The organism is Paraburkholderia sp. MM5477-R1 (genome assembly GCF_050436385.1).
GTDB lineage: Bacteria > Pseudomonadota > Gammaproteobacteria > Burkholderiales > Burkholderiaceae > Paraburkholderia > Paraburkholderia tuberum.
Window position 1 is genome coordinate 660,901 of record NZ_JBNDMC010000007.1, and the last position, 23,739, is coordinate 684,639.

The window sequence follows — 23,739 nt, forward strand, 5'->3', positions numbered from 1 at the left end:
CCGGCAGGCGTGCGCATCTTTTCCAGCATTTACCCGGCAAAGCCGTTTTACGCATGGACGACGAACTCAATACACGACTCAAACCTCTGCGCGATCGCATCGACGCGCTCGACGCGCAGTTGATCGCGCTCCTGAACCAGCGCGCGTCGGTCGCGCTCGAAGTCGGGGAGGTCAAGAAGCATTTCAACGCACCGGTGTTCCGACCCGAGCGCGAGATGCAGGTGATCGCGCGCCTGCAGGAGATGAGCGCGGGGCCGCTTGCGGACGAACACATCAGCGCGATCTGGCGCGAGATCATGGCCGCAAGCCGCGCGCTCGAAAAGACCATCAAGGCCGCGTACCTCGGACCCGTCGGCACCTATAGCGAACAGGCGATGCATGAGTACTTCGGTCAGTCGATCGAAGGGCTGCCGTGCTCGTCGATCGATGAAGTGTTCCGCTCCGTCGAGGCGGGCGCTGCCGACTACGGCGTCGTGCCGGTCGAGAATTCGACCGAAGGCGCGGTGTCGCGCACGCTGGATCTGCTGCTGCAAACGCAGCTGACCATCGGCGGCGAACTCGCATTGCCGATTCATCACAACCTGCTCACGCAAAACGGGCTCGCCGGCGTCACGCGCGTGTGCGCGCACGCACAGGCGCTCGCGCAGTGCCAGCGCTGGCTGTCGACCAACGCGCCGCATCTCGAGCGCCAGGCGGTGTCGAGCAACGCGGAAGCTGCACGGATGGCAGCCGAAGATCCGACCGTCGCGGCCATCGCCGGCGACCGCGCCGCGATCCACTACGGCCTGCAGGTCACCAACGCGCTGATCCAGGACGATCCGCACAACCGCACACGCTTCGTGATGATCGGCAAGCAGCCGACCGGTCCGAGCGGCTACGACCAGACCTCGCTGATTGTGTCGGTCGTGAACGAACCGGGTGCGATGGTCAAGCTGCTCGAGCCGCTGGCGCGCCACGGCGTGTCGATGACGCGTTTCGAATCGCGCCCGGCGCGCGTCGGCACGTGGGAGTACTACTTCTATATCGATGTCGAAGGCCATCGCGACGACCCGGCCGTGGCCGCCGCGCTCGCCGGGCTCGGCGAGAAGGCCGCGTTCCTGAAAATACTCGGCTCGTATCCGCGCGCCCGGTAAGGGCTGGCAGCGCAGTCCGGGCGGCGCCAAGTGCGCTGCCCGAACGCATATTTCACTATCCATCGTCGTTCGGAGATTTTCATGACAGCGTCTTTCGGCCCTTCCTATGTGCGTGCGATCGCGCCGTACATCGCCGGCAAGCCGATTTCGGAAGTGGCCCGCGAGTTTGGTCTCGACGAGGCGAGCATCGTGAAGCTGGCATCGAACGAGAATCCGCTCGGCATGCCGGAATCCGCGCAGCGCGCGATGGCGCAGGCGATCGCCGACCTCGGCCGCTATCCGGACTCGAACGGTTTCGAACTGAAGGCGGCGCTCGCCGCGCGCTACGGCGTGCCGGCCGAGTGGATCACGCTCGGCAACGGCAGCAATGACATCCTCGAACTCGCCGCGCACGCGTTCGTCGAGAAGGGCCAGGCGGTAGTGTTCTCGGAGTATTCGTTCGCGGTCTATGCGCTCGCAACGCAAGGCGTCGGCGCGCGCGCGATCGTCGTGCCGGCCGTGCACTATGGTCACGACCTCGACGCGATGCTTGCCGCGATCGACGACGACACGCGTCTCGTGTTCGTCGCCAATCCGAACAATCCGACCGGTACGTTCGTCGACGGTCCGACGCTCGAGGCGTTTCTCGGCAAAGTGCCGCGCCATGTGGTCGTCGTGCTCGACGAGGCGTACACCGAGTATCTGTCGGTGGACAAGCGCTATAACTCGATCGACTGGGTGCGCCGCTATCCGAACCTGCTGGTGTCGCGTACTTTCTCGAAGGCGTTCGGCCTGGCGGGCCTGCGTATCGGCTTCGCGATCGCGCAGCCCGGCTTGACCGATCTGCTGAATCGACTGCGTCAGCCGTTTAACGTCAATACGCTCGCGCAGGCCGCGGCGATTGCGGCACTGAACGACAGCGCATTTCTGGAAAAGAGCGCGGCGCTGAACGCGCAGGGCTATAAGCTTCTGACCGAGGCGTTCGACAAGCTCGGTCTCGAATACGTGCCATCCGAAGGTAACTTCGTGCTCGTGCGCGTCGGCGGTGACGACGAAGCCGGCGCCCGGGTGAATCTCGCGCTGCTGAAACAGGCTGTGATCGTGCGACCGGTCGGCAACTACGGTTTGCCGCAATGGCTACGCATCACGATCGGCCTGCCGGAGGAGAACGGAGCGTTCCTCGCGGCGCTCGAAAAGACGCTTGCCGAGCCTGCCGCTGCGTAAGCATTGCTCCTTGATCCCGCGCGTCGGCCGGCAGGAGCGGCGCGCTTATTGTCCGTATTGTGTGAGCGACGTGGCCGCGTTTTCTTTTAACAAGCTGGTGATTTTCGGTGTCGGCCTGATCGGCGGATCGCTCGCGCGCGCGTTGCGTGAACGCGGCGAGGCCGGCGGGGCACGCACGGTGGTTGGGGTGGGACGGACGTCCGCGTCGAGCGAGCGCGCCTTGGCGCTCGGGGTGATCGACGGCACCGCGGCGCTCATCGACGACGCCGCGCTGCGCGACGCGCTAGCGGGCGCGGACTTCGTGCTGCTCGCGGCGCCGGTCGCGCAGACACAGCCGCTGCTCGAACGCATCGCGCTGCATCTCGACGCCAACACGATCGTCACCGATGCGGGCAGCACCAAGTCCGACGTGGTCGCCGCCGCGCGCGCGGCGCTCGGTGCACGGATCGGCCAGTTCGTGCCGGGCCATCCGATCGCCGGCCGCGAGTCGAGCGGCGTCGACGCCGCGTTGCCCGATCTGTACGTGAACCGCAACGTCGTGCTGTGCCCGCTGCCGGAGAACGCGCCGGAAGCGGTCGAGCGCGTCGCGGCGATGTGGCGCGCCACCGGCGCCTTGGTGCGAGACATGACGCCGCAGCAGCACGACCGCGTGTTCGCGTCGGTCAGTCATCTACCGCACGTGCTGTCGTTCGCGCTCGTCGAACAGATCCTCAGCTCGCCCGACGCCGCTTTGAAGTTTTCGTTCGCGGCGGGCGGATTCCGCGACTTCACGCGCATCGCCGCGTCGAGTCCGGAGATGTGGCGCGACGTCTGCGTCGCTAATCGCGCGGCGCTGCTCGACGAACTCGACGCGTATACCGCGGTGCTCGCGCGCCTGCGCACGGCGATCGAGGCCGGCGACGGCGCCGCGCTCGAAGCGGTGTTCGCGCGCTCGCGCGTCGCGCGCAGTCAGTGGCAGGAGCAGCGCGCGGCTGGCGTGGCCGCCAGCGACGCGTCCAAATAACCGGAAACTGGACACATCATGGAATTCCTCGATCTCGGACCTTTTTCCCGTGCGTCCGGCACGATTCGTCTGCCCGGCTCGAAGAGCATCTCGAACCGCGTGCTGCTGCTCGCCGCGCTCGCCGAAGGCGAGACGACGATCACGAACCTGCTCGATTCCGATGACACCCGCGTGATGCTCGCTGCGCTCGAAAAGCTTGGCGTACGTCTGAAGCGCGACGGTGACACCTGCGTCGTGACCGGCACGCGCGGCGCGTTCACCGCGCGAACGGCCGACCTGTTCCTCGGCAACGCGGGTACGGCGGTGCGTCCGCTGACCGCGGCCCTCTCCGTGAACGGCGGCGACTACCGGATCCACGGCGTGCCGCGCATGCACGAGCGGCCGATCGGCGATCTCGTCGACGGCCTGCGCCAGATCGGCGCGAAGATCGACTACGAACAGAACGAAGGCTATCCGCCGCTACGCATCCGTCCCGCCCAGATCACGGCCGACGCGCCGATCCGCGTGCGCGGCGACGTGTCGAGCCAGTTTCTGACCTCGCTGCTGATGACGCTGCCGCTCTTGCGCACCGCGAGCGGCGTCACCACCGTGCAGGTCGACGGCGAGCTGATCTCGAAGCCGTACATCGAGATCACGATCAAGCTGATGGCGCGCTTCGGCATCGACGTCGAGCGTCACGGCTGGCACCAGTTCGTGGTGCCGGCCGGGCAGCGTTATCAGTCGCCAGGCGCGATCATGGTGGAAGGGGATGCGTCGTCGGCGTCGTATTTCCTCGCCGCGGGAGCGCTCGGCGGCGGCCCGCTGAGAGTGGAAGGTGTGGGCCGCGCGAGCATCCAGGGCGACGTCGGCTTTGCCGATGCGCTGATCAGGATGGGCGCGAACCTGCAGATGGGCGAGGACTGGATCGAAGTGCGCGGCGTCGGCAACGACCATGGCAAGCTCGATCCGATCGACATGGACTTCAACCTGATCCCCGACGCGGCGATGACGATCGCGGTCGCCGCGCTGTTCGCGGACGGCACGACCACGCTGCGCAACATCGCAAGCTGGCGCGTCAAGGAAACCGACCGCATCGCCGCGATGGCGACCGAGCTGCGCAAGGTCGGCGCGAAGGTGCAGGAGGGCGAGGATTTCCTCGTCGTCACGCCGCCCGAAAAGCTCATCCCGAATGCCGCGATCGACACCTACGACGACCACCGTATGGCGATGTGCTTCTCGCTCGTGAGCTTGGGCGGTGTGCCGATCCGCATCAACGACCCGAGGTGCGTCGGCAAGACGTTCCCGGATTATTTCGAGCGCTTCACGGCGCTCGCGCAAGCCTGATGCAATCCAGATTCGCGTGCGAATCGCCCGATGTGCGACATTTTTAGATGAAACCGATCCGTCCCTTTCACCAGACGCCCGTCATTACAATCGACGGCCCCAGCGCCTCCGGCAAAGGCACTGTGGCCACGATGGTGGCCGCCAACCTCGGCTTTCACCTGCTCGACAGCGGCGCGCTCTACCGGCTCGCGGCACTCGCGAGCCTGCGCTACGGCATCGCGGCGGACGACGTCGACGCACTTGTCAAACTGATCGACGACCTCCATATCACGTTTCGCGAGGGGCTCGCGCAGCTCGACGGCGTCGATGTATCGACCGAAATTCGTGCGGAGGAAGTGGGCAGCCGCGCCTCGGCGATCGCCGTTCACGGGCCGGTGCGAACCGCGCTGGTGGCGCGTCAGCGGGCGTTTCGCAAGGAGCCGGGGCTCGTCGCCGACGGGCGCGACATGGGCACCGTGATCTTTCAGGATGCCGTGCTGAAGGTGTTCATGACGGCGAGCGTCGAGGCCCGCGCGACGCGCCGGCATAAGCAATTGATCCAAAAAGGATTTTCTGCTAATATAGATGACTTGCTCCGGGATTTGCGTGAGCGCGACGAGCGTGACAGTCAGCGCGCGGCCGCGCCGCTCAAGCCCGCGGCGGATGCAAAACTGCTTGATACCTCCGCATTGTCGGTCGACCAGGCGGTCGAGCAGGTGGTGCAATGGTATGAAGCGCTGGTCCCGCATGCGTAACTGAAACGGTCATGCGGTAGTGGCCAGACAGCGGCAGTCCTGTTGTTGGTAGGTGCTTCGCGATGGTCGCGAAGCGTTGTTTTTTTAACCCTTTAACCCCGCGTGGCGTTCGCGTATTTGCCGCAGTTGCTGACCAGTCCGGTGAGCCAGGCGTTGCGAAGACCATGCAAACTCTGATTTTTATGTCCGACCTGCAAACCTCTACCCCGAATACCGAATCTTTTGCGGCTCTGTTCGAAGAGTCGCTGACCAAGCAGGACATGCGCGCTGGCGAAGTGATCTCCGCGGAAGTCGTGCGTGTCGACCACAACTTCGTGGTCGTGAATGCTGGTCTGAAGTCCGAAGCCTACATCCCGCTCGAAGAGTTCCTGAACGACGCGGGCGAGGTAGAAGTGCAGGCGGGCGACTTCGTTTCCGTCGCGATCGACGCGCTGGAAAACGGCTATGGCGACACCATCCTGTCGCGTGACAAGGCGAAGCGTCTGGCTTCGTGGCTGTCGCTGGAAAAGGCGCTGGACAACAACGAACTCGTAACCGGCACGATCACGGGCAAGGTCAAGGGTGGTATGACCGTGATGGTCAACGGCATCCGCGCGTTCCTGCCGGGTTCGCTGGTTGATACGCGTCCGGTCAAGGACACCACCCCGTACGAAGGCAAGACGCTCGAATTCCGCGTCATCAAGCTCGACCGCAAGCGCAACAACGTCGTGCTGTCGCGCCGCGCTGTCATCGAGGCAACGCAAGGCGAAGAGCGCGCGAAGCTGCTCGAAACGCTGAAGGAAGGCGCGATCGTCGAAGGCGTGGTCAAGAACATCACCGACTACGGCGCGTTCGTGGACCTCGGCGGTATCGACGGCCTGCTGCACATCACGGACATCGCGTGGCGTCGTGTGCGTCACCCGAGCGAAGTTCTGTCGGTTGGCCAGGAAGTCACCGCGAAGATCCTCAAGTTCGACCAGGAAAAGAACCGCGTTTCGCTCGGTATCAAGCAACTGGGCGACGATCCGTGGGAAGGCATCTCGCGCCGTTACCCGTCGGGCACGCGTCTGTTCGGTAAGGTCACCAACATCACCGACTACGGCGCATTCGTCGAAGTGGAATCGGGCATCGAAGGCCTCGTCCACGTGTCGGAAATGGACTGGACCAACAAGAACGTTGCTCCGTCGAAGGTTGTCCAATTGGGCGACGAAGTCGAAGTCATGGTTCTCGAAATCGACGAAGACCGCCGTCGTATCAGCCTCGGCATGAAGCAGTGCAAGCCGAACCCGTGGGACGACTTCAGCCGCAACTTCAAGAAGGGCGACAAGATCAGCGGCGCCATCAAGTCGATCACGGACTTCGGCGTTTTCATCGGTCTGCCGGGCGGCATCGACGGTCTGGTTCACCTGTCGGATCTGTCGTGGAGCGAAACCGGCGAGGAAGCCGTTCGCAAGTACAAGAAGGGCGACGAAGTGGAAGCGATCGTTCTCGGCATCGACGTCGAGAAGGAACGTATTTCGCTGGGTATCAAGCAGCTCGAAGGCGACCCGTTCAGCAACTACGTTGCAATGAACGACAAGGGTTCGGTCGTCGACGGTACTGTCAAGTCGGTGGACGCGAAGGGTGCTGTGGTCCAGCTGTCGGGTGAAGTCGAAGGCTACCTGCGTGCTTCGGAAATCGCCCAGGACCGCGTGGAAGACGCTCGCAACGTGCTGAAGGAAGGCGACAAGGTCAACGCGATGATCATCAACATCGATCGCAAGTCGCGTGGCATCAACCTGTCGATCAAGGCGAAGGATTCGGCTGAGCAGCAGGAAGCCATCCGCGGTCTCGCTGCTTCGGATTCGAGCGCAGCCGCTACCGGCACGACGAACCTCGGCGCGCTGCTGAAGGCCAAGCTCGACGGCCAGAACCAGTAAGCCTGAGAGGTCTGCTGCAGTATGACCAAATCGGAATTGGTCGCCCAGCTGGCTACGCGGTTTCCGCAACTTGTTCTCAAGGATGCGGATTTCGCGGTGAAGACGATGCTCGATGCGATGTCGGAGGCACTTGCCAAAGGTCATCGCATCGAAATTCGAGGCTTCGGCAGTTTCGGGCTCAACCGCCGTCCCTCCCGCGTTGGACGCAATCCGAAGTCGGGCGAGAAGGTGCTGGTACCTGAGAAGTACGTACCGCACTTCAAGCCAGGCAAGGAATTGCGCGAGCGGGTGGATCGTCGCGCGGGCGAGCCGCTGAAGGCCGAAGAGCCGGATGACGACCTTTAATGACTCCGCTGTGCGTCTTGCAGCGTGGCATAGCTAGCGTCAGCGGCCAAAGCCAGTCGGCAAAAGACCAGGAAAAGCGCCTTCGGGCGCTTTTTTTTCGTCCATCGTTTGAGAAGAGGGCGCTTCCCGGTGCGGCCTTTGCATTTCGCGAATCACCCGTCAGTGCGCCATCCCGCCACTTGCTGTCCGGCCCCGAGGTCATCCATTACAATACGGGTCACTTCGGCGCGGGCAACACCTTGGCGCGACGCGTCATCGAGCCGGCGTCACCCCGCAACTGCCGTCAAGAGATCTATTCATGAAATTTATCGTCTGGCTGATCCGTGTGCTGGTGTTCGTGCTGCTGCTGGTGCTGGCGCTCTCCAACACGCAACCCGCTACGCTGAATTTCCTCGCCGGCTACGTCTGGTCGGCGCCTCTGATTCTGATCGGTCTCGCGTTTTTCGTGATCGGCTTGCTCGCGGGGCTCGTGTCGGCGGTGCCGGCCGTCGTACGTCTGCGCATGGAGAATGGCCGGCTCAGGCGCGAGTTGCGCGTGGCGCGCGAAACTCCAGCCGTCGTCGAGCAGCCGCCGATGCCGCCGCTGATCTGAACTCCGTTGCGCCGCGCGCTCTGAGCGCGGCTTTTCGTTTTCGCTTTCCCGCACATTTGCATTAATCGCATGGATCTAGACTTCTGGTGGCTGCTGGTCATACCCGTCGCATTCGCGTTCGGCTGGATGGCGGCGCGCTACGACCTCAAGACGCTGCTGTCCGAAAGCGCGAACCTGCCGCGGTCCTATTTTCGCGGCCTGAACTTCCTGCTCAACGAGCAGCCCGACCAGGCGATCGACGCATTCATCGAGGTCGTCAAGCTCGACCCTGAAACAGTCGAATTGCATTTCGCGCTCGGCAATCTGTTCCGCCGGCGCGGCGAAACGGATCGAGCGATCCGCGTGCATCAAAATCTGCTGAGCCGCGCGGACCTGCCTGTCAGTGAGCGCGATCACGCGCTGTATGAACTCGGCCAGGACTTCCTGAAAGCGGGTCTGCTCGACCGTGCCGAGGAAACCTTCCGCTCGCTGCAGGCGGGCGATTACGCACTCGGTGCTCAACGCGCGCTGTTGACGATCTACGAGATCGAGAAGGACTGGGTCAAGTCGATCGATACCGCGCGACATCTCGAAACGATGGGCGCACCGTCGCTCGACAAGGAAATCGCGCAGTTCCATTGCGAACTTGCTCAGGAAGCGCTGCAGCAGAAGAAACCGGACGAAGCGCGTCATCAGCTCGGTCTCGCGCTGAAGGCGAACCCGACCAACGTGCGCGCGACGATCCTGTTCGGCGACGTCGACGCGGCCGGCGGCGCGTCCGAAGCGGCGATCGGTCAATGGCGCGGCGTCGAGGAGCAGAACCCCGCGTATCTGCCGCTCGTCGCCGAGAAAATCATGAAGGCGTATGAAGCGCTCGGCCGCGCGCAGGAGGGCGCCGATCTGCTGACCACGTGGGTCGACCATCATCCGAGCAACGATCTGCTCGACGTCGCGTATCAGCACGTCGCGTTGCTGCGCGGCGCCGATGCCGCGCATGCGCTCGCGCGCACGCAGATGCAGAAGTCGCCGAATCTGGCCGGCATGACGCGTCTGCTCGAAGCGCAGCAGGCCGTCGCCGAAGAGCCGCGGCGCAGCGAGCTCGAACTGATGCACACACTGATCCGCCAGCGCACCAAGAATCTGCCACGCTATACGTGCCAGAATTGTGGTTTCCGGGCGCGGCTTTTCTACTGGCAGTGCCCCGGATGCAGCGGTTGGGAAACCTATGCACCGCGCCGCGTCGAGCCGATTACCGCGCCGAGTTGACGCCGCACGCGCGGCTTTGGCCGCGTCGGCGTTCATTGCGACGCAACCGCTCCGCGAATTTCGCAACGAGTTTATCGCCGGCCTCATGAGCGGCATTCATTACCGGAACCTTCCACCGGAAAGCGTATGAAAATCACCATTATCGGCACCGGCTATGTGGGCCTTGTCACCGGCGCGTGTCTCGCCGAAATCGGCAATGACGTCTTCTGTCTCGACGTCGATCAGCGCAAGATCGACATCCTCAACAAAGGCGGCGTGCCGATTCACGAACCGGGCTTGCAGGAGATGATCGCCCGCACGCGCGCGGCTGGCCGCATCGCGTTCTCGACCGATGTCGCCGCGAGCGTCGCGCACGGCGACGTGCAGTTCATCGCGGTCGGCACGCCGCCCGACGAAGACGGCTCCGCCGATCTGCAATATGTGCTCGAGGCCGCGCGCAACATCGGCCGCACGATGAATGGTTTCAAGGTGATCGTCGACAAATCGACGGTGCCGGTCGGCACCGCGCAGCGCGTGCGCGCGGTGATCAATGAAGAGCTCGCGAAACGCGGGCTCGCCGGCAGCGCGCAGCATCGCTTCTCGGTCGTGTCGAATCCCGAGTTCCTGAAGGAAGGTGCGGCCGTCGACGACTTCATGCGCCCCGACCGTATCGTGATCGGTATCGACGAAGACGAACCGGGCGTGCGGGCGCGCGAAATGATGAAGCGTCTGTACGCGCCGTTCAACCGCAATCACGAACGCACGCTGTACATGGACGTTCGCTCAGCCGAGTTCACCAAGTACGCGGCCAACGCGATGCTCGCGACGCGCATCTCGTTCATGAACGAGATGTCGAATCTCGCGGACAAGGTCGGCGCCGACATCGAAGCGGTGCGCCGCGGCATCGGTTCCGATCCGCGCATCGGCTATCACTTCCTGTATGCGGGCTGCGGCTATGGCGGCTCGTGCTTCCCGAAGGACGTGCAGGCGTTGATTCGCACCGCGAGCGAGAGCGGCCACAACCTGCGGATTCTCGAGGCGGTCGAGGAAGTGAACTACCAGCAGAAGGACGTGCTTGTGAACAAGATCACCGCGAAGCTCGGCGAGGATTTGAGCGGCCGCGCGTTCGCGGTGTGGGGTCTCGCGTTCAAGCCGAATACCGACGACATGCGCGAGGCGCCGAGCCGTCGCGTGATCGGCGAGTTGCTTGCGCGCGGCGCGAGCGTGCGTGCGTACGATCCGGTCGCCGTGACCGAGGCGCGTCGCGTATTCGCGATGGATCTGCACGCTGCGCCGGAGCAGCTGGCGCGTCTCACGTTCACGAGCACTCAGGACGAAACGCTGATCGGCGCCGACGCGCTCGTGATCGTGACCGAATGGAAGGAGTTCAAGAGTCCTGATTTCGTGCATCTGAAATCGGTGCTGAAGACACCGCTGATTTTCGACGGCCGCAACCTGTACGAACCGGACGCGATGACCGAGCTCGGTATCGACTACCACGCCATTGGACGCCCCTATGCCCAACCCTCTGAACTTCCGGTCGATGCCTGAGGCCATGCCCGCGGCGCCCGCGTCCACGACGGCGCAGAAGCTCACGGTCGTGCCGCGCGCGCAGCTCAACGCGGCGCGCGTGCTGGTGGTCGGCGACGTGATGCTCGACCGATACTGGTTCGGCGACGTCAACCGCATTTCCCCGGAAGCGCCCGTGCCGGTCGTGCACGTGCAGCGCCAGGAAGATCGGCTGGGCGGCGCGGCGAACGTCGCGCGCAACGCGGTCGCGCTCAGCGCGCAGGCGGGTCTTTTGTGCGTGGTCGGTCATGACGAGCCCGGCGAGCGCATCGTGCAGCTGCTCGGCGAAAGCGGCGTCACGCCGCATCTGGAACGCGATCCGGCCTTGCTGACGACGATCAAGCTGCGCGTGCTGTCGCGTCAGCAACAGTTGCTGCGCGTCGATTTCGAAAACTCGCCGGCACACGAGGTGCTGCTCGCGGGCCTCGCGCGTTTCGACGAGCTGCTGCCATCGTACGACGTGATCCTGATGTCCGACTACGCGAAGGGCGGCCTCACGCACGTCACGCAAATGATCGCGAAGGCGCACGCGGCCGGCAAACCGGTGCTCGTCGATCCGAAGGGCGACGACTGGGAGCGCTATCGCGGCGCGACGCTGATCACGCCGAATCGCGCGGAATTGCGCGAGGTCGTCGGACAGTGGAAGTCCGAGGAAGATCTGATCGCGCGCGTCACGAAGCTGCGCGCCGAGCTCCAGTTCGAGGCGCTGCTGCTGACGCGCTCGGAGGAGGGCATGACGCTGTTCTCCGACGATGGCATCCTGCACGCGTCGGCCGTTGCGCGCGAAGTGTATGATGTTTCGGGCGCGGGGGACACCGTGATCGCGACACTCGCCGCGATGCTCGGCGCGGGTCTTTCGCTCGTCGACGCGGTCGGACTCGCGAATCGCGCGGCCGGCATCGTGGTCGGCAAACTGGGCACCGCCACCGTCGACTACGACGAACTCTTTTCCTGATGCAGCCCGCGGGGCGCCGTCGTCCGACGGACCAGCGGACCCCGCGCGGCGTTGACTGAACGAAGCTCACTACCGCAGGATCACCATGACCGTCATCGTCACCGGCGCGGCCGGTTTTATCGGCAGCAATCTCGTGAAGGCGCTCAACGAGCGCGGCGAACAGCGCATCATCGCCGTCGATAACCTCACGCGTGCGGACAAGTTCAGGAATCTGGTCGACTGCGAAATCGACGACTATCTCGACAAAACCGAATTCGTCGAGCGCTTCAGGCGCGGCGACTTCGGCAAGGTGCGCGCGATATTCCACGAAGGCGCCTGCTCGGACACGATGGAAACCGACGGCCGCTACATGATGGACAACAACTACCGCTATAGCCGCGACGTGCTGGACATCTGCCTCGCGCAGAACGTCCAGTTCCTGTACGCGTCGTCGGCGGCGACGTATGGCGGCTCGAGCCGCTTCGTCGAGGAGCGCGAGGTCGAGCAGCCGCTGAACGTGTACGGCTATTCGAAGTTCCTGTTCGATCAGGTGATTCGCCGCGTGCTGCCCACCGCGAAGAGCCAGATCGTGGGCTTCCGTTATTTCAACGTCTACGGTCCGCGCGAAACGCAAAAGGCGCGCATGGCGTCGGTCGCGTTTCACAACTTCAACCAGTTCCGCGCCGAGGGCAAGGTCAAGCTGTTCGGCGAGTACAACGGCTATGCGGCCGGCGAGCAGACGCGCGATTTCATCTCGGTCGAAGACGTCGTCAAGGTCAACCTGTTCTTCTTCGATCATCCGGAGAAGTCAGGCATTTTCAATCTCGGCACCGGCCGCGCGCAGCCGTTCAACGATATCGCGAGCACCGTGGTCAACACGCTGCGCGCGCTGAACAACGAGCCGGCGCTGTCGCTCGCGGATCAGGTGCAACGCGGGCTGATCGAATACATTCCGTTCCCCGACGCGCTGCGCGGCAAGTACCAGTGCTTCACGCAGGCCGATCAGTCGAAACTGCGCACGGCCGGCTACGACGAGCCGTTTCTGAGCGTGCAGGAAGGTGTCGATCGTTACGTGCGTTGGCTGTTCGGCCAGGTGTGATTCGTACGTCATCCTCTTTAAACTGGAATCTCCTGGCTGGTGATGGTCGCCGGCCAGTGGCAACAGGGAGATTCCAATATGTTTCGAAAAGTACTGGTTACCGCGGCGATGCTCGCCGCTTTCGGCCACGCATATGCGGCGGTCGACGTCAACACGGCTGACGAAGACGCGCTGCGCGGCATCAAGGGCATCGGTCCGGCAAAAGCCAAAGCGATTGTCGAGGAACGTAATGCGCACGGCCCGTTCAAGGACGCGGCGGATTTCGGCCAGCGCGTCAAGGGCATGGGCGGGCACACCATCGAGCGCCTGCAGGCGGAGGGTCTCGCTGTCGGACCGGCTGGTGCGGCTGCTAGCACGCAGGTTGCGGCAGCTGCGGCGGGCAAGGAGCCGGCCGCTACGGCCGCGTCCGCCGCCACGCAGAAGGGCGCCGCCGCAGTGGCGGTGAAGAAGTAAGCGGTCGCGAGCCTTGCGCGTGCCATGCTGACGAGCGGCTTGCGGCGCGCAGGGTTCGCGAACGTTCCATTGCATCGATTGGTACACACGTGTTCCCGCGGCTCGCAGCCGCGGGCTTTTGCGTGGCAACACCATGCATCCATGCGGGCAGAAGGGCTGCAGGGCAGCGGCCGGAGATCGTGGTTTAGAATCGATAGATTGAAGACACTCTTTCGCGCATCGATCGCTAGACCCCATATGGCATACCAAACGATTGAAGACACGATCGGCAATACGCCGCTCGTACAACTCGTCCGGCTTCCCGACGACGAGATCCGTAGCCGCAACAATGTGATCCTCGCGAAGCTCGAGGGCAACAATCCTGCGGGGTCGGTGAAAGACCGGCCGGCGTTGTCCATGATCAAGAAGGCCGAAGCGCGCGGACGCATCAAGCCGGGCGACACGCTGATCGAATCGACGAGCGGCAACACCGGCATCGCGCTCGCGATGGCCGCCGCAGTCCGCGGCTACAAGATGGTGCTGATCATGCCGGAAGATCTGTCGGTCGAGCGCCGCCAGAGCATGGCCGCTTACGGCGCGGAAATCATTCTGACGCCTGTCAAAGGCGGCATGGAGTACGCGCGCGATCTCGCCGAGCAGATGCAGCGCGAAGGCAAGGGCATCATCCTCGATCAGTTCGCGAACCCGGACAATCCGGCCTCGCACATCGAAGGCACGGGCCCGGAAATCTGGCGCGACACGGAAGGGCGCATCACGCACTTCGTGTCGTCAATGGGCACGACCGGCACGATCATGGGCGTGTCGACGTATCTGAAAACGCAGAACCAGCAGATCGAAATCATCGGCGCGCAGCCGGAAGAGGGCTCGCGTATTCCGGGTATTCGCAAATGGCCGGAAGCGTATCTGCCGAAAATCTTCGACCGCAGCCGCGTCGACCGCGTGGAGAACGTCAGCCAATCCGCGGCCGAGGCGATGGCGCGCCGCCTGGCGTCGGTCGAAGGCATCTTCGCGGGCATTTCGTCGGGTGGCGCGTGCGAAGTCGCGCTGCGCATCGCGCGTCAGGTCGAGAACGCGACGATCGTGTTCATCGTCTGCGATCGCGGCGACCGTTACCTGTCCACGGGGGTATTTCCCGCGTAAGCGGGTCGCTGGGCGCCTTCGCGGGCACACGAGCTAATAAAAAGCGCCGGTCGAGCCGGCGCTTTTTTTGCGTCTTTCAACGCGAGGCGCCCGCGGCGACTCGCGGCGTGACTCACTGCGAATCAGAGTTCGACTGATCCGCCTGGGCTTGCGATGCGCTGCCGTTGTTGGCCGCTTTTGCGGCATTCGCCGCGTCGATCGCTTGCATCTGCGCCTTGACCTTCTGACCCAACTGATACACCGCGAGCGCATAGAAGAAGCTGCGGTTGTAGCGCGTCAGCACGTAGAAATTCTTCAGGCCGAGCACGAACTCGGTGCCGCGTCCCGGTGTCGGCAGATCGACCACCGTGACCGGGGTGCCCGCTTCGGAAGCAATGTCGACGTTCGGCTCGTTCAGCACGAGGCCGGCACGCAGCAACTGGTCGAGCGGCCAGTGCGGCTCCGGCTGCCCATTGGCCGCGGCCTGCGCGACACCGAGGCTGCCCGCGTCCGAGCCGATTCGCCATACCACCGGCCGCCCGCTTTCCCAGCCGTTCTGGCGCAGATAGTTCGCGACGCTGCCGATCGCATCCGCATCGCTCGTGCGCAGATCGATGCGCTTGTTGCCTTCGTAGTCGACCGCGTATTGGACGATGCTGCTCGGCAGAAACTGCGGAATGCCGATCGCGCCGGTGTACGAGCCGAGCACCGTGTTCGGGTCGATCTGCGCGTCGCGCGTCCACACCAGGTAGTCTTCGAGATTCTTGCGGAAGGTCGCCTGGCGGTCCGCGCGATTCGCGGTGTTCGGATAATCGAAGCTCAGCGTGGTCAGCGCATCGAGCACGCGGAAATTACCCATGTAGCGACCGTAGATCGTCTCGACGCCGATGATGCCGACGATCATCTCCGGCGGCACGCCGAACTCCTGATACGCGCGCTGCAGCGTGGCCCGGTTCTCGCGCCAGAACTGCACGCCGGCATTGACGCGCACCGGGTCGAGGAAGCGCGCCTGATACGAGCGCCAGTTCTTGACCGACGGCGTCGGTGACGGGGTGACCAGCTTCACCGCGGTCGCCGAGTAGCTGACGCCGGTGAACAGCGCGTGCAGCGACGCTTCGTCGAAATCGTAGCGCGCGACCATCTCGTTGATGAACGCATCGACGTTCGCGTTGTGCGCATAGCGCTGCGGAATGATCTCTTCCTCGAACGTCTGTCCTTGCGGTACCGGCTGCTGCGGCTGGCTCTGCGCGAGTTGCACCGGTGCTTTCCTCGTGGCGCTTTGCGCGCTCGCGGGACTTGCTGCGATGAACATGCACGATGCGACGATCAGTGAGGCGGCGTGGGTGCCGAGGCGAAGACGGTTGCGTGGGGATCCTGCGGACAGAGCAAGCTTGACGGTCATGGTGAGCAGTGAGCGCGATGCGTGAAAGGCTGGAAGCAGTCGGAAAGCTGCAGGAACGAAACGGCGAATAACGGGTCGGGGAAGTATATCCGACGACTTCCGCAAAACCGTGCTGAATCGGCGACAGCGGCGTCGTGTGGTAACTTGACGAATGGAGGCGCGCGGGGGCGCGCGCCGCTCGACGGAGACACGCCGCGCGCGCAGTTCATGCGTCGCGCCGTAGAAGAGACGCACAACACGAACTATGGCAACAGGCTTCTATTCCCACCCCGACTGTCTGCTGCACGACATGGGGCAGTGGCACCCCGAGTGTCCCGCGCGCCTGCAGGCGATCGAGGATCAACTGATCGCAAGCCGCATCGACGCGCTGATCGAGCGCGAATCGCCGCCGCTCGTCGACGAGGCCGCGCTGCTGCGAGTGCACACGCAGGCGCATGTCGACTACATCCGCGGTCGCTCGCCCGTCGAGGGCGTCGCCGAGATCGATCCCGACACGACGATGAATCCGCACACGTGGCAGGCCGCGCTGCGCGCGGCGGGCGCGGCGGTCGCCGCCACCGACGCGGTGATCGAAGGCCGCTACGACAACGCGTTCTGCAGCGTGCGGCCGCCGGGCCATCACGCGGAACCGGCGCGTGCGATGGGCTTCTGCTTTTTCAACAACATTGCGATCGCCGCGCGCCACGCGCTCGACGTGCATGGTCTCGCGCGCGTCGCCATCATCGACTTCGACGTGCATCACGGCAACGGCACCGAGGCCGCGTTCTCGGGCGACCCGCGCGTGCTGATGTGCAGCATCTTCCAGCATCCGTTCTATCCGTTCACGGGCGCCGACAACCAGGCGTCCAACATGTGCAACGTGCCGATGCCGGCGCGTTCGAACGGCATGGCCGTGCGCGAAGCGGTCGATATGCTGTGGTTGCCGCGCCTGCACGAATTCAGGCCGGAGATGCTGTTCATCTCGGCCGGCTTCGACGCGCATCGCGAGGACGACCTCGGCAACATGGGCCTCGTCGAAGACGATTACGCGTGGATCACTGACCAGATGCGCGAGATCGCGCGGCGTTATGCGCGTGGGCGCATCGTCAGTTGTCTCGAGGGCGGCTACAACCTGTCGGCGCTCGGGCGCAGCGTGGTCGCGCACGTGCGGTCGCTGGCGGAGATCTGAGGTTGCCCGACTGCACGCGGCGACAGTGGCTCGAAAGCCAGCGAGCGAAAATCGACATTCACGTACCGAGGAGCGAGCCATGAACGCCAGTCCCGCCAGCACCGGCGACGCGTCGCCGGTCACGATCGAACACGACGCGTATCGCGTAGCGGGCGTCGTGCGCGTGACGATGAACCGGCCCGACGCGTTCAACGCGCTGTCCGAAGCGTTGCTCGACGGACTGCAGCAGACGCTGACCGGGATCGCGAAGACCGATGCCCGCGTGGTCGTGATCGCCGGCGCTGGCCGCGCGTTCTGCGCGGGGCACGACCTGAAGGAAATGCGCGCGGCGCCATCGCTTGCTTATTACCAGCAGCTGTTCGCGCGCTGCACGAAGCTGATGCTGACGATCCAGCGCATGCCGCAGCCGGTGATCGCGCGCGTGCATGGCATCGCGACCGCCGCCGGCTGCCAGCTGGTCGCAATGTGCGATCTCGCGGTCGCCGCCGATACCGCGCGCTTCGCCGTATCGGGCGTGAACCTCGGATTGTTCTGCGCGACACCGTCGGTGCCGCTGTCGCGCAACCTGTCGCGCAAGGCCGCGCTCGAAATGCTGCTGACCGGCGATTTCATCGACGCCGCCGAAGCGCGCAAGCAGGGGCTCGTGAACCGCGTCGCCCCAGCCGATGCGCTCGACGACGAAGTCGCGCGGCTCGCCGCGAGCATCTGCGCGAAGCCGGTCGAAGCTGTCAGCGCGGGCAAGGACCTGTTCTACCGGCAGCTCGAAATGGGTATCGAAGCCGCGTACCAGCTCGCGGGGCAGACGATGGCCTGCAACATGATGGACGACTCGGCGCTCGAAGGCGTGCAGGCTTTCATCGACAAACGCGCGCCGGAGTGGAAGCGCTAGTCGACGGCCAGCAAGCGCCGCGTCTTGTCAACTCGGTCCCACCGCCCGCCTTTCGATCCACTCGACCAACGCCTCGATCACCCGATCGCGATCGAGGTCGTTCATCGTCTCGTGGTAGCTACCCTCGTGCAGCGTGAGCGTCTTGTCCGGCGAGCCCGCGTACTCGCCGAATGCGCGGCTGCCGTCGGGCTCGGTCAGTTTGTCGTCGGTGCCATGAAACACGAGCAGCGGCATGCGCAGCCTCGCGCGTCCGCGTTCGATGCGCGCCATCGCGAGCAGCAGCTCGGCGCCCGTGCGCGCCGGAATCGCGTCGTGATGCACGAGCGGATCGTTGAGGTTGGCTTTGACCACCGCCTGAAGGCGCGAGAGCAGCGCAGGGTCGATCTTCATCGCCGGGAAGGTTGGGTAGACGCGGCTGATCACCTGGCTTAGCGCGAGCATCCACTTCGGCACGTCGCGGCCCGGCGCGAGCGCGGGGCTCGACAGGATCAGGCCGGCGAGGCGCCGCCCGCTCGCGTCGAGGCGCTCTATCGCATACAGCGCCGCCACCGCGCCACCCATGCTGTGACCCATCAGGAATAACGGCGCACAGCTTTGCGCGGCGGCGTCGAGCAGCGCCTGCGCATCGAGCAGGTAGTCGTCGAAGCGTTTCACATAGGCGCGCTTGCCGGGCGCGTGGCCGTGGCCGCGCAGATCGATCGCGACGAGCTCGATGCCCGCCGCGTTGAGCCGGCCCGCAACGGCGGCGTAACGGCCGGCGTGTTCGGCGAGGCCGTGCAGCAGCGCGACCGTCGCGCGTATGGGACCGTTCGGCCGCCAGCGATACAGCGGCAATTCGATGCCATCGCCGGTCGTCACCGACCCGCGCTGCGGCACATCTTTATTGAGACTGCCGGCGCTCGCGCGCACGGTGTGGCTCGGAGAAGTCTGCATGGCGGCGGCTTGTGCTGAAGGAGGGTGGCCCGATCATAGTCGTAGCGGCGCGAAGCGCGTGAGCTTCGTGCATAAGGCGCGGCTCTAATGCCCTCAGGTTATGAAAAGATCGAAATTGATTATTAAAGGGCATGTCGTCGCTGCGGTAGAATGACGACCTCAAATCCCAATAAAAGAAACGGCGGCCGCTTGTCGGGAGCACGATGCTCGCCGGCAGCCTCCGCCGTTTTCGTTTGTCCATGATCGAAATACGCAATGTTTCCCAGCGGTTTGCCGGGCCCCGGGGGTGGGTCGAGGCGCTGCACAACGTCAATCTGACGATTCCGGCGGGCGAGGTGTTCGGCATCATCGGCCGCAGCGGCGCGGGCAAGAGCACGCTCGTGCGCACGATCAACCTGCTGACGCGCCCATCCGAGGGCAACATCCTCGTCAACGGCCGCGATCTGACGACGCTGCCCGCCGCGCAACTGCGCGACGCGCGTCGCGAGATCGGCATGATCTTCCAGCACTTCAATCTGTTGTCGTCGCGCACCGTGTACGAGAACGTCGCGCTGCCGCTCGAACTGGCCGGCCTGAAGCGCGACGAGATCGAGGCGAACGTGCTGCCGCTGCTCGAGCTCGTCGGTCTGTCGGCGCAGAAGGACCGCTATCCGGCGCAGATCAGCGGCGGGCAGAAGCAGCGCGTGGGCATCGCGCGTGCGCTCGCGAGCAAGCCGAAGGTGCTGCTGTCGGACGAGGCGACCTCCGCGCTCGACCCCGAAACCACCCGCGCGATCCTCGATCTGCTCAAGCGCATCAACCGCGAACTGAACCTGACGATCGTGCTGATCACTCACCAGATGGACGTGATCAAGCAGGTCTGCGATCGCGTCGCGGTGCTCGACGCGGGCCGCGTCGTCGAAGAGGGCAAGGTGATCGACGTGTTCCTGCAGCCGCACCACGAAGTCACGCGCGCGCTGATCGGCGACGTGATCGCGCAGGAGCTGCCGCCCGCCATGAAGGCGCGCGTCGCGCAGCGGTTGAAGACCGGCAGCGGCCATCTGCTGCGCCTCGCGTTCACCGGTTCGGGCGTCGATCAGCCGATCCTGTCGGAGACGATTCGCCGCTACGAGCTCGACTTCAACATCCTGCACGGCCAGATCGACGAAATCCAGGGGCAGGCGTTCGGCTCGCTCGCGGTACTCGCGGGCGGCGATCCGGCCAAGGTCGCGCAGGCGATCACGTTTCTGCGCGAGCAGGGTGTCGTTGTGGAGGAGCTCTCGCATGTTGAGTGAAATGTTCGATATGTTCGTCCAGTCGTTCTGGGAGACGCTCATCATGGTGGGCATCTCCGGACTGATTGGCGCTGTGGTCGGCGTGCCGCTCGGCGTGCTGCTGTATTTGACCAACCGCCAGGGCGTGCTCGAAAACGTCGCGTTGAATCGCGTGATGGGCGTGATCGTCAACGCGGTGCGCTCGACGCCGTTCATCATCCTGCTGGTCGCGGTGATTCCGTTTACGCGACTGGTCGTCGGTTCGTCAATCGGCACCGCGGCTGCGATCGTGCCGCTGACGATCGCTGCGGCGCCGTTCATCGCGCGTCTGGTCGAAACGGCGCTGCGCGAGGTCGATCGCGGGCTCATCGAGGCGGCCCAGGCGATGGGCGCGACCACCAGCCAGATCGTCTTCAAGGTGCTGTTGCCGGAATCGCTGCCGGGAGTGGTCGCCGGGTTGACGATCACGTTCGTGTCGCTGGTCGGCTATTCGGCGATGGCCGGCGCGATCGGCGGCGGCGGTCTTGGCGACCTCGGCATCCGCTACGGCTATCAGCGCTTCCTGCCAGAAGTGATGCTCGCGGTCGTGCTGATACTGATCGTGTTCGTGCAACTGGTGCAGTCGTTTGGGGATTGGCTCGTGCGTCGTCTGAGCCACAAATAAACAAGGGCGTTCGGAAGCCCGCTAATAAAGATTCGGAAAAGGTCCATCATGCAACGTCGCTTCATTCTCAAGCTGGCCGCCGCATGCGGCGCGGCAACGCTCTTCGCCACCACCGCGGCGCATGCCGAAGACACGATCAAGGTTGGTGTCACCGGCGGCCCGCATGCGCAGATCATGGACGTCGTGAAGACGGTCGCCGCGAAGAACGGCCTGAACATCAGGATCGTCGAATTCTCCGACTACGTGCAGCCGAACGCGGCGCTCGCGGGCGGCGATCTGGACGCGAACAGCTACCAGCACGACCCGTACTTGCAGGCGCAGGTGAAGGATCGCGGCTACAAGCTGATCCGTATCGCCGATACGGTCACGTACCCGATGGGGATCTACTCGAAGAAGGTGAAGTCGCTCGCCGAACTGCAGCCGGGCGCGAAGATCGCCGTGCCGAACGACCCGACCAACGGCGGCCGCGCGCTGCTGTTGCTGCAGAAGCAGGGCTTGCTGAAGCTGCGCGCCGAGGCGGGCCTGAAGGCGACGCCGCTCGACATCGTCGACAATCCGAAGAAACTAAAGATCGTCGAGCTTGACGCGGCGCAGATTCCGCGTTCGCTGGGCGATGTCGATGCCGCCGCGATCAACACCAACTTCGCGATGGACGCGGGCCTCAAGCCAACGCAGGACGCTATCGCGATCGAGGACCGGAAAGGTCCCTACGTGAACGTGATCGCGATTCGCGAAGCGGACAAGAACAAGCCGTGGGTCGCGAAGCTCGTCGCGGCGTACCACTCGCCGGAAGTGAAGCAGTTCGTCGACAGCAAATTCGGCGGCTCGGTAATCACCTCCTGGTGATGCAACGCCCGCGGACCTCGCAGAACACGACGGCAATGCGAAATTAGAGGTCTGAGTCGGAACCCGGGGTTGTCTCCCGGGTTTTTTGGAGATTAAAATAGAACGATCGTTCGATATTGCCGTTACGCCGCTGAGGAGCGATATCCTCCCGCAAAGCGCCCGCGACACGGCTGTCATGAGGGCAGTCGCTATAATGTTCATCGGGTTGACGTATTCGTAACTTTGGAGCGTGTGCATGAAAATTCTGGTGCCAGTGAAAAGAGTGGTCGACTACAACGTGAAGGTCCGCGTGAAATCGGACGGTACGGGCGTCGATATCGCGAACGTGAAAATGTCGATGAACCCGTTCGACGAAATCGCGGTTGAAGAAGCGGTGCGTCTGAAGGAAGCGGGCGTCGCGACCGAAGTGATCGCCGTGTCGGCCGGTGTTGCGCAGGCGCAGGAAACGCTGCGCACCGCGCTCGCCATCGGCGCGGATCGCGCGATCCTGATCGAATCGAACGAAGACCTGCAGCCGCTCGCCGTCGCGAAGCTGCTCAAGGCGCTCGTCGACAAGGAGCAGCCGCAACTGGTGATCCTCGGCAAACAGGCGATCGACGACGACTCCAATCAGACCGGCCAGATGCTCGCCGCGCTCGCGAATCTGCCGCAGGCGACGTTCGCGTCGAAGGTCGTCGTGGCGGACGGCAAGGCGACGGTGTCGCGTGAAGTGGACGGCGGCGCGGAAACGCTGTCGCTGACGCTGCCGGCCGTGGTCACGACCGATCTGCGCCTGAACGAGCCGCGCTACGTAACGCTGCCGAACATCATGAAGGCGAAGAAAAAGCCGCTGGAAACGCTCAAGCCCGAAGACCTCGGCGTCGATGTCACGCCGCGTCTGAAGACGCTGAAAGTCGCCGAGCCGCCGAAGCGTTCCGCCGGTGTGAAGGTGCCGGACGTGAAGACGCTGGTCGAGAAGCTGAAGACCGAAGCGAAGGTGCTGTGAGGAGACCCGAGAAATGACGAACCTGGTAATTGCAGAACACGACAATGCGTCGATCAAGGCCGCGACGCTGAACACGATCGCAGCGGCACAGAAGATCGGCGGTGATATTCACGTGCTGGTCGCGGGACATAACGCGCAGGGCGCGGCCGATGCGGCCGCGAAGATCGCTGGTGTCAGCAAGGTGCTGCTCGCCGATGCGCCGCAACTGGCCGCAGGCCTCGCGGAAAACGTCGAAGCGACGGTCCTGACGCTTGTGCAAGATGCGGCGAAGCACTACACGCACATCCTCGCGCCGGCTACCGCCTACGGCAAGAACATCGCGCCGCGTATCGCCGCGAAGCTCGACGTCGCGCAGATCAGCGACATCACGGCAGTGGATAGCGCCGACACGTTCGAGCGTCCTATCTACGCGGGCAACGCGATCGCGATCGTGCAATCGGCTGATCCGATCAAGGTCATCACCGTGCGCTCGACCGGTTTTGATGCCGTCGCGGCCGAAGGCGGCAGCGCAGCGGTCGAGAAGATCGAAGCGGCAGCCGACGCAGGCCTCGCGCAGTTCGTGAGCCGCGAAGTGACGAAGCTCGATCGTCCGGAACTGACGAGCGCGAAGATCATCGTGTCGGGTGGCCGTGGTCTGGGCAATGGCGAGAACTACATGAAGGTGCTGGAACCGCTGGCCGACAAGCTCGGCGCGGCACTGGGCGCATCGCGTGCGGCGGTCGACGCGGGGTTCGTGCCGAACGATTATCAGGTCGGTCAGACCGGCAAGATCGTCGCGCCGCAACTGTACGTCGCGGTCGGCATCTCGGGGGCGATCCAGCACCTCGCCGGCATGAAGGACTCGAAAGTCATCGTCGCGATCAACAAGGACGAAGAAGCGCCGATTTTCAGCGTGGCCGATTACGGCTTGGTTGGCGATCTGTTCACCCTCGTGCCGGAACTCGTGAGCGAACTCGGCTAAGCGCCGCGG

23 protein-coding genes are annotated in these 23,739 nt (G+C 64.2%); 21 read left to right on the plus strand and 2 right to left on the minus strand.

Features of this window, described 5'->3' with window-relative positions:
* Positions 1-53 precede the first annotated feature (53 nt).
* From pheA to cysM, 14 genes are all read left to right on the plus strand, one after another.
* Positions 54-1,133, plus strand: coding sequence for a prephenate dehydratase (pheA, locus tag OKW35_RS31930; protein WP_429554174.1), 1,080 nt, complete (start codon positions 54-56; stop codon positions 1,131-1,133).
* Positions 1,134-1,214: 81 nt separating this feature from the next.
* On the plus strand, positions 1,215-2,336 hold the full coding sequence (gene hisC, locus OKW35_RS31935) for a histidinol-phosphate transaminase (RefSeq protein WP_429554175.1): 1,122 nt from the start codon (positions 1,215-1,217) through the stop codon (positions 2,334-2,336).
* Between the two features lie 61 nt (positions 2,337-2,397).
* Positions 2,398-3,339: a prephenate dehydrogenase gene (locus tag OKW35_RS31940; RefSeq protein ID WP_184061485.1), complete on the plus strand. Its 942-nt coding sequence runs from the start codon at positions 2,398-2,400 to the stop codon at positions 3,337-3,339.
* A gap of 18 nt (positions 3,340-3,357) precedes the next feature.
* Positions 3,358-4,662, plus strand: a complete 1,305-nt coding sequence (aroA, locus tag OKW35_RS31945) for a 3-phosphoshikimate 1-carboxyvinyltransferase (protein WP_184061345.1) — start codon at positions 3,358-3,360, stop codon at positions 4,660-4,662.
* Between the two features lie 47 nt (positions 4,663-4,709).
* A complete protein-coding gene (gene cmk, locus OKW35_RS31950; RefSeq protein ID WP_184061346.1) occupies positions 4,710-5,396 on the plus strand; it encodes a (d)CMP kinase in 687 nt (228 codons plus the stop codon).
* 164 nt (positions 5,397-5,560) lie between these two features.
* Positions 5,561-7,294 carry a 30S ribosomal protein S1 gene (gene rpsA, locus OKW35_RS31955; RefSeq protein ID WP_008921410.1) on the plus strand — a complete coding sequence of 578 codons (1,734 nt, stop codon included), beginning with the start codon at positions 5,561-5,563 and terminating at the stop codon, positions 7,292-7,294.
* Positions 7,295-7,315: 21 nt separating this feature from the next.
* Complete coding sequence (locus OKW35_RS31960) at positions 7,316-7,639, plus strand: integration host factor subunit beta (protein ID WP_006050255.1); 324 nt, start codon at positions 7,316-7,318, stop codon at positions 7,637-7,639.
* A gap of 298 nt (positions 7,640-7,937) precedes the next feature.
* A complete protein-coding gene (locus tag OKW35_RS31965) occupies positions 7,938-8,231 on the plus strand; it encodes a LapA family protein (RefSeq protein WP_184027701.1) in 294 nt (97 codons plus the stop codon).
* Positions 8,232-8,300: 69 nt separating this feature from the next.
* On the plus strand, positions 8,301-9,476 hold the full coding sequence (lapB, locus tag OKW35_RS31970) for a lipopolysaccharide assembly protein LapB (RefSeq protein WP_184061347.1): 1,176 nt from the start codon (positions 8,301-8,303) through the stop codon (positions 9,474-9,476).
* Between the two features lie 126 nt (positions 9,477-9,602).
* Complete coding sequence (locus OKW35_RS31975; RefSeq protein WP_429554176.1) at positions 9,603-11,006, plus strand: UDP-glucose dehydrogenase family protein; 1,404 nt, start codon at positions 9,603-9,605, stop codon at positions 11,004-11,006.
* Complete coding sequence (gene rfaE1 / locus OKW35_RS31980) at positions 10,972-11,979, plus strand: D-glycero-beta-D-manno-heptose-7-phosphate kinase (RefSeq protein WP_311734769.1); 1,008 nt, start codon at positions 10,972-10,974, stop codon at positions 11,977-11,979. The genes OKW35_RS31975 and rfaE1 overlap by 35 nt, the downstream gene beginning before the upstream one ends.
* Positions 11,980-12,064: 85 nt before the next feature.
* The gene (gene rfaD, locus OKW35_RS31985) at positions 12,065-13,057 is read left to right on the plus strand and encodes an ADP-glyceromanno-heptose 6-epimerase (RefSeq protein ID WP_429554177.1); all 993 of its coding nucleotides are present in this window, start codon (positions 12,065-12,067) and stop codon (positions 13,055-13,057) included.
* Positions 13,058-13,135: 78 nt separating this feature from the next.
* Complete coding sequence (locus OKW35_RS31990) at positions 13,136-13,510, plus strand: ComEA family DNA-binding protein (RefSeq protein WP_429554178.1); 375 nt, start codon at positions 13,136-13,138, stop codon at positions 13,508-13,510.
* A gap of 237 nt (positions 13,511-13,747) precedes the next feature.
* Positions 13,748-14,650 carry a cysteine synthase CysM gene (cysM, locus tag OKW35_RS31995; protein WP_429554179.1) on the plus strand — a complete coding sequence of 301 codons (903 nt, stop codon included), beginning with the start codon at positions 13,748-13,750 and terminating at the stop codon, positions 14,648-14,650.
* Between the two features lie 112 nt (positions 14,651-14,762).
* Here cysM and mltB read toward each other — a convergent pair whose 3' ends face one another.
* A complete protein-coding gene (gene mltB, locus OKW35_RS32000) occupies positions 14,763-15,941 on the minus strand; it encodes a lytic murein transglycosylase B (RefSeq protein WP_429554180.1) in 1,179 nt (392 codons plus the stop codon).
* Between the two features lie 334 nt (positions 15,942-16,275).
* Between mltB and OKW35_RS32005 the strand changes: the two genes are divergently transcribed.
* Together OKW35_RS32005 and OKW35_RS32010 are read left to right on the plus strand one after the other, a co-directional pair.
* On the plus strand, positions 16,276-17,199 hold the full coding sequence (locus OKW35_RS32005; RefSeq protein ID WP_090801305.1) for a histone deacetylase family protein: 924 nt from the start codon (positions 16,276-16,278) through the stop codon (positions 17,197-17,199).
* 79 nt (positions 17,200-17,278) lie between these two features.
* Complete coding sequence (locus tag OKW35_RS32010) at positions 17,279-18,088, plus strand: enoyl-CoA hydratase (protein WP_429404847.1); 810 nt, start codon at positions 17,279-17,281, stop codon at positions 18,086-18,088.
* Positions 18,089-18,115: 27 nt separating this feature from the next.
* Here OKW35_RS32010 and OKW35_RS32015 read toward each other — a convergent pair whose 3' ends face one another.
* Positions 18,116-19,021 (minus strand): lysophospholipase, encoded by a 906-nt coding sequence (locus OKW35_RS32015; RefSeq protein WP_429554181.1) that lies wholly within the window; start codon positions 19,019-19,021, stop codon positions 18,116-18,118.
* A 239-nt stretch (positions 19,022-19,260) separates the two neighbouring features.
* On the opposite strand from OKW35_RS32015, the gene OKW35_RS32020 reads away from it, so the two are divergent.
* The 5 genes from OKW35_RS32020 (at position 19,261) to OKW35_RS32040 (ending at position 23,730) form a co-directional block, all read left to right on the plus strand.
* Positions 19,261-20,295, plus strand: a complete 1,035-nt coding sequence (locus OKW35_RS32020) for a methionine ABC transporter ATP-binding protein (protein WP_090801299.1) — start codon at positions 19,261-19,263, stop codon at positions 20,293-20,295.
* On the plus strand, positions 20,285-20,938 hold the full coding sequence (locus tag OKW35_RS32025; RefSeq protein ID WP_184061353.1) for a methionine ABC transporter permease: 654 nt from the start codon (positions 20,285-20,287) through the stop codon (positions 20,936-20,938). The genes OKW35_RS32020 and OKW35_RS32025 overlap by 11 nt, the downstream gene beginning before the upstream one ends.
* Positions 20,939-20,986: 48 nt before the next feature.
* Positions 20,987-21,784 carry a MetQ/NlpA family ABC transporter substrate-binding protein gene (locus OKW35_RS32030; protein ID WP_429554182.1) on the plus strand — a complete coding sequence of 266 codons (798 nt, stop codon included), beginning with the start codon at positions 20,987-20,989 and terminating at the stop codon, positions 21,782-21,784.
* 235 nt (positions 21,785-22,019) lie between these two features.
* Positions 22,020-22,769: an electron transfer flavoprotein subunit beta/FixA family protein gene (locus OKW35_RS32035; protein ID WP_429554183.1), complete on the plus strand. Its 750-nt coding sequence runs from the start codon at positions 22,020-22,022 to the stop codon at positions 22,767-22,769.
* Between the two features lie 13 nt (positions 22,770-22,782).
* Positions 22,783-23,730 carry an electron transfer flavoprotein subunit alpha/FixB family protein gene (locus tag OKW35_RS32040; RefSeq protein ID WP_429554184.1) on the plus strand — a complete coding sequence of 316 codons (948 nt, stop codon included), beginning with the start codon at positions 22,783-22,785 and terminating at the stop codon, positions 23,728-23,730.
* The last annotated feature ends 9 nt before the right edge of the window (positions 23,731-23,739 follow it).

What these genes read in the sequence shown, in the direction of transcription:
- pheA (WP_429554174.1), top strand. Translation starts at nt 54, where the DNA reads ATGGACGACGAACTCAATACACGACTCAAACCTCTGCGCGATCGCATC.
- hisC (WP_429554175.1), top strand. Translation starts at nt 1,215, where the DNA reads ATGACAGCGTCTTTCGGCCCTTCCTATGTGCGTGCGATCGCGCCGTAC.
- aroA (WP_184061345.1), top strand. Translation starts at nt 3,358, where the DNA reads ATGGAATTCCTCGATCTCGGACCTTTTTCCCGTGCGTCCGGCACGATT.
- cmk (WP_184061346.1), top strand. Translation starts at nt 4,710, where the DNA reads ATGAAACCGATCCGTCCCTTTCACCAGACGCCCGTCATTACAATCGAC.
- rpsA (WP_008921410.1), top strand. Translation starts at nt 5,561, where the DNA reads ATGCAAACTCTGATTTTTATGTCCGACCTGCAAACCTCTACCCCGAAT.
- OKW35_RS31960 (WP_006050255.1), top strand. Translation starts at nt 7,316, where the DNA reads ATGACCAAATCGGAATTGGTCGCCCAGCTGGCTACGCGGTTTCCGCAA.
- OKW35_RS31965 (WP_184027701.1), top strand. Translation starts at nt 7,938, where the DNA reads ATGAAATTTATCGTCTGGCTGATCCGTGTGCTGGTGTTCGTGCTGCTG.
- lapB (WP_184061347.1), top strand. Translation starts at nt 8,301, where the DNA reads ATGGATCTAGACTTCTGGTGGCTGCTGGTCATACCCGTCGCATTCGCG.
- OKW35_RS31975 (WP_429554176.1), top strand. Translation starts at nt 9,603, where the DNA reads ATGAAAATCACCATTATCGGCACCGGCTATGTGGGCCTTGTCACCGGC.
- rfaE1 (WP_311734769.1), top strand. Translation starts at nt 10,972, where the DNA reads ATGCCCAACCCTCTGAACTTCCGGTCGATGCCTGAGGCCATGCCCGCG.
- rfaD (WP_429554177.1), top strand. Translation starts at nt 12,065, where the DNA reads ATGACCGTCATCGTCACCGGCGCGGCCGGTTTTATCGGCAGCAATCTC.
- OKW35_RS31990 (WP_429554178.1), top strand. Translation starts at nt 13,136, where the DNA reads ATGTTTCGAAAAGTACTGGTTACCGCGGCGATGCTCGCCGCTTTCGGC.
- cysM (WP_429554179.1), top strand. Translation starts at nt 13,748, where the DNA reads ATGGCATACCAAACGATTGAAGACACGATCGGCAATACGCCGCTCGTA.
- mltB (WP_429554180.1), bottom strand. Translation starts at nt 15,941, where the DNA reads ATGTTCATCGCAGCAAGTCCCGCGAGCGCGCAAAGCGCCACGAGGAAA.
- OKW35_RS32005 (WP_090801305.1), top strand. Translation starts at nt 16,276, where the DNA reads ATGGCAACAGGCTTCTATTCCCACCCCGACTGTCTGCTGCACGACATG.
- OKW35_RS32010 (WP_429404847.1), top strand. Translation starts at nt 17,279, where the DNA reads ATGAACGCCAGTCCCGCCAGCACCGGCGACGCGTCGCCGGTCACGATC.
- OKW35_RS32015 (WP_429554181.1), bottom strand. Translation starts at nt 19,021, where the DNA reads ATGCAGACTTCTCCGAGCCACACCGTGCGCGCGAGCGCCGGCAGTCTC.
- OKW35_RS32020 (WP_090801299.1), top strand. Translation starts at nt 19,261, where the DNA reads ATGATCGAAATACGCAATGTTTCCCAGCGGTTTGCCGGGCCCCGGGGG.
- OKW35_RS32025 (WP_184061353.1), top strand. Translation starts at nt 20,285, where the DNA reads ATGTTGAGTGAAATGTTCGATATGTTCGTCCAGTCGTTCTGGGAGACG.
- OKW35_RS32030 (WP_429554182.1), top strand. Translation starts at nt 20,987, where the DNA reads ATGCAACGTCGCTTCATTCTCAAGCTGGCCGCCGCATGCGGCGCGGCA.
- OKW35_RS32035 (WP_429554183.1), top strand. Translation starts at nt 22,020, where the DNA reads ATGAAAATTCTGGTGCCAGTGAAAAGAGTGGTCGACTACAACGTGAAG.
- OKW35_RS32040 (WP_429554184.1), top strand. Translation starts at nt 22,783, where the DNA reads ATGACGAACCTGGTAATTGCAGAACACGACAATGCGTCGATCAAGGCC.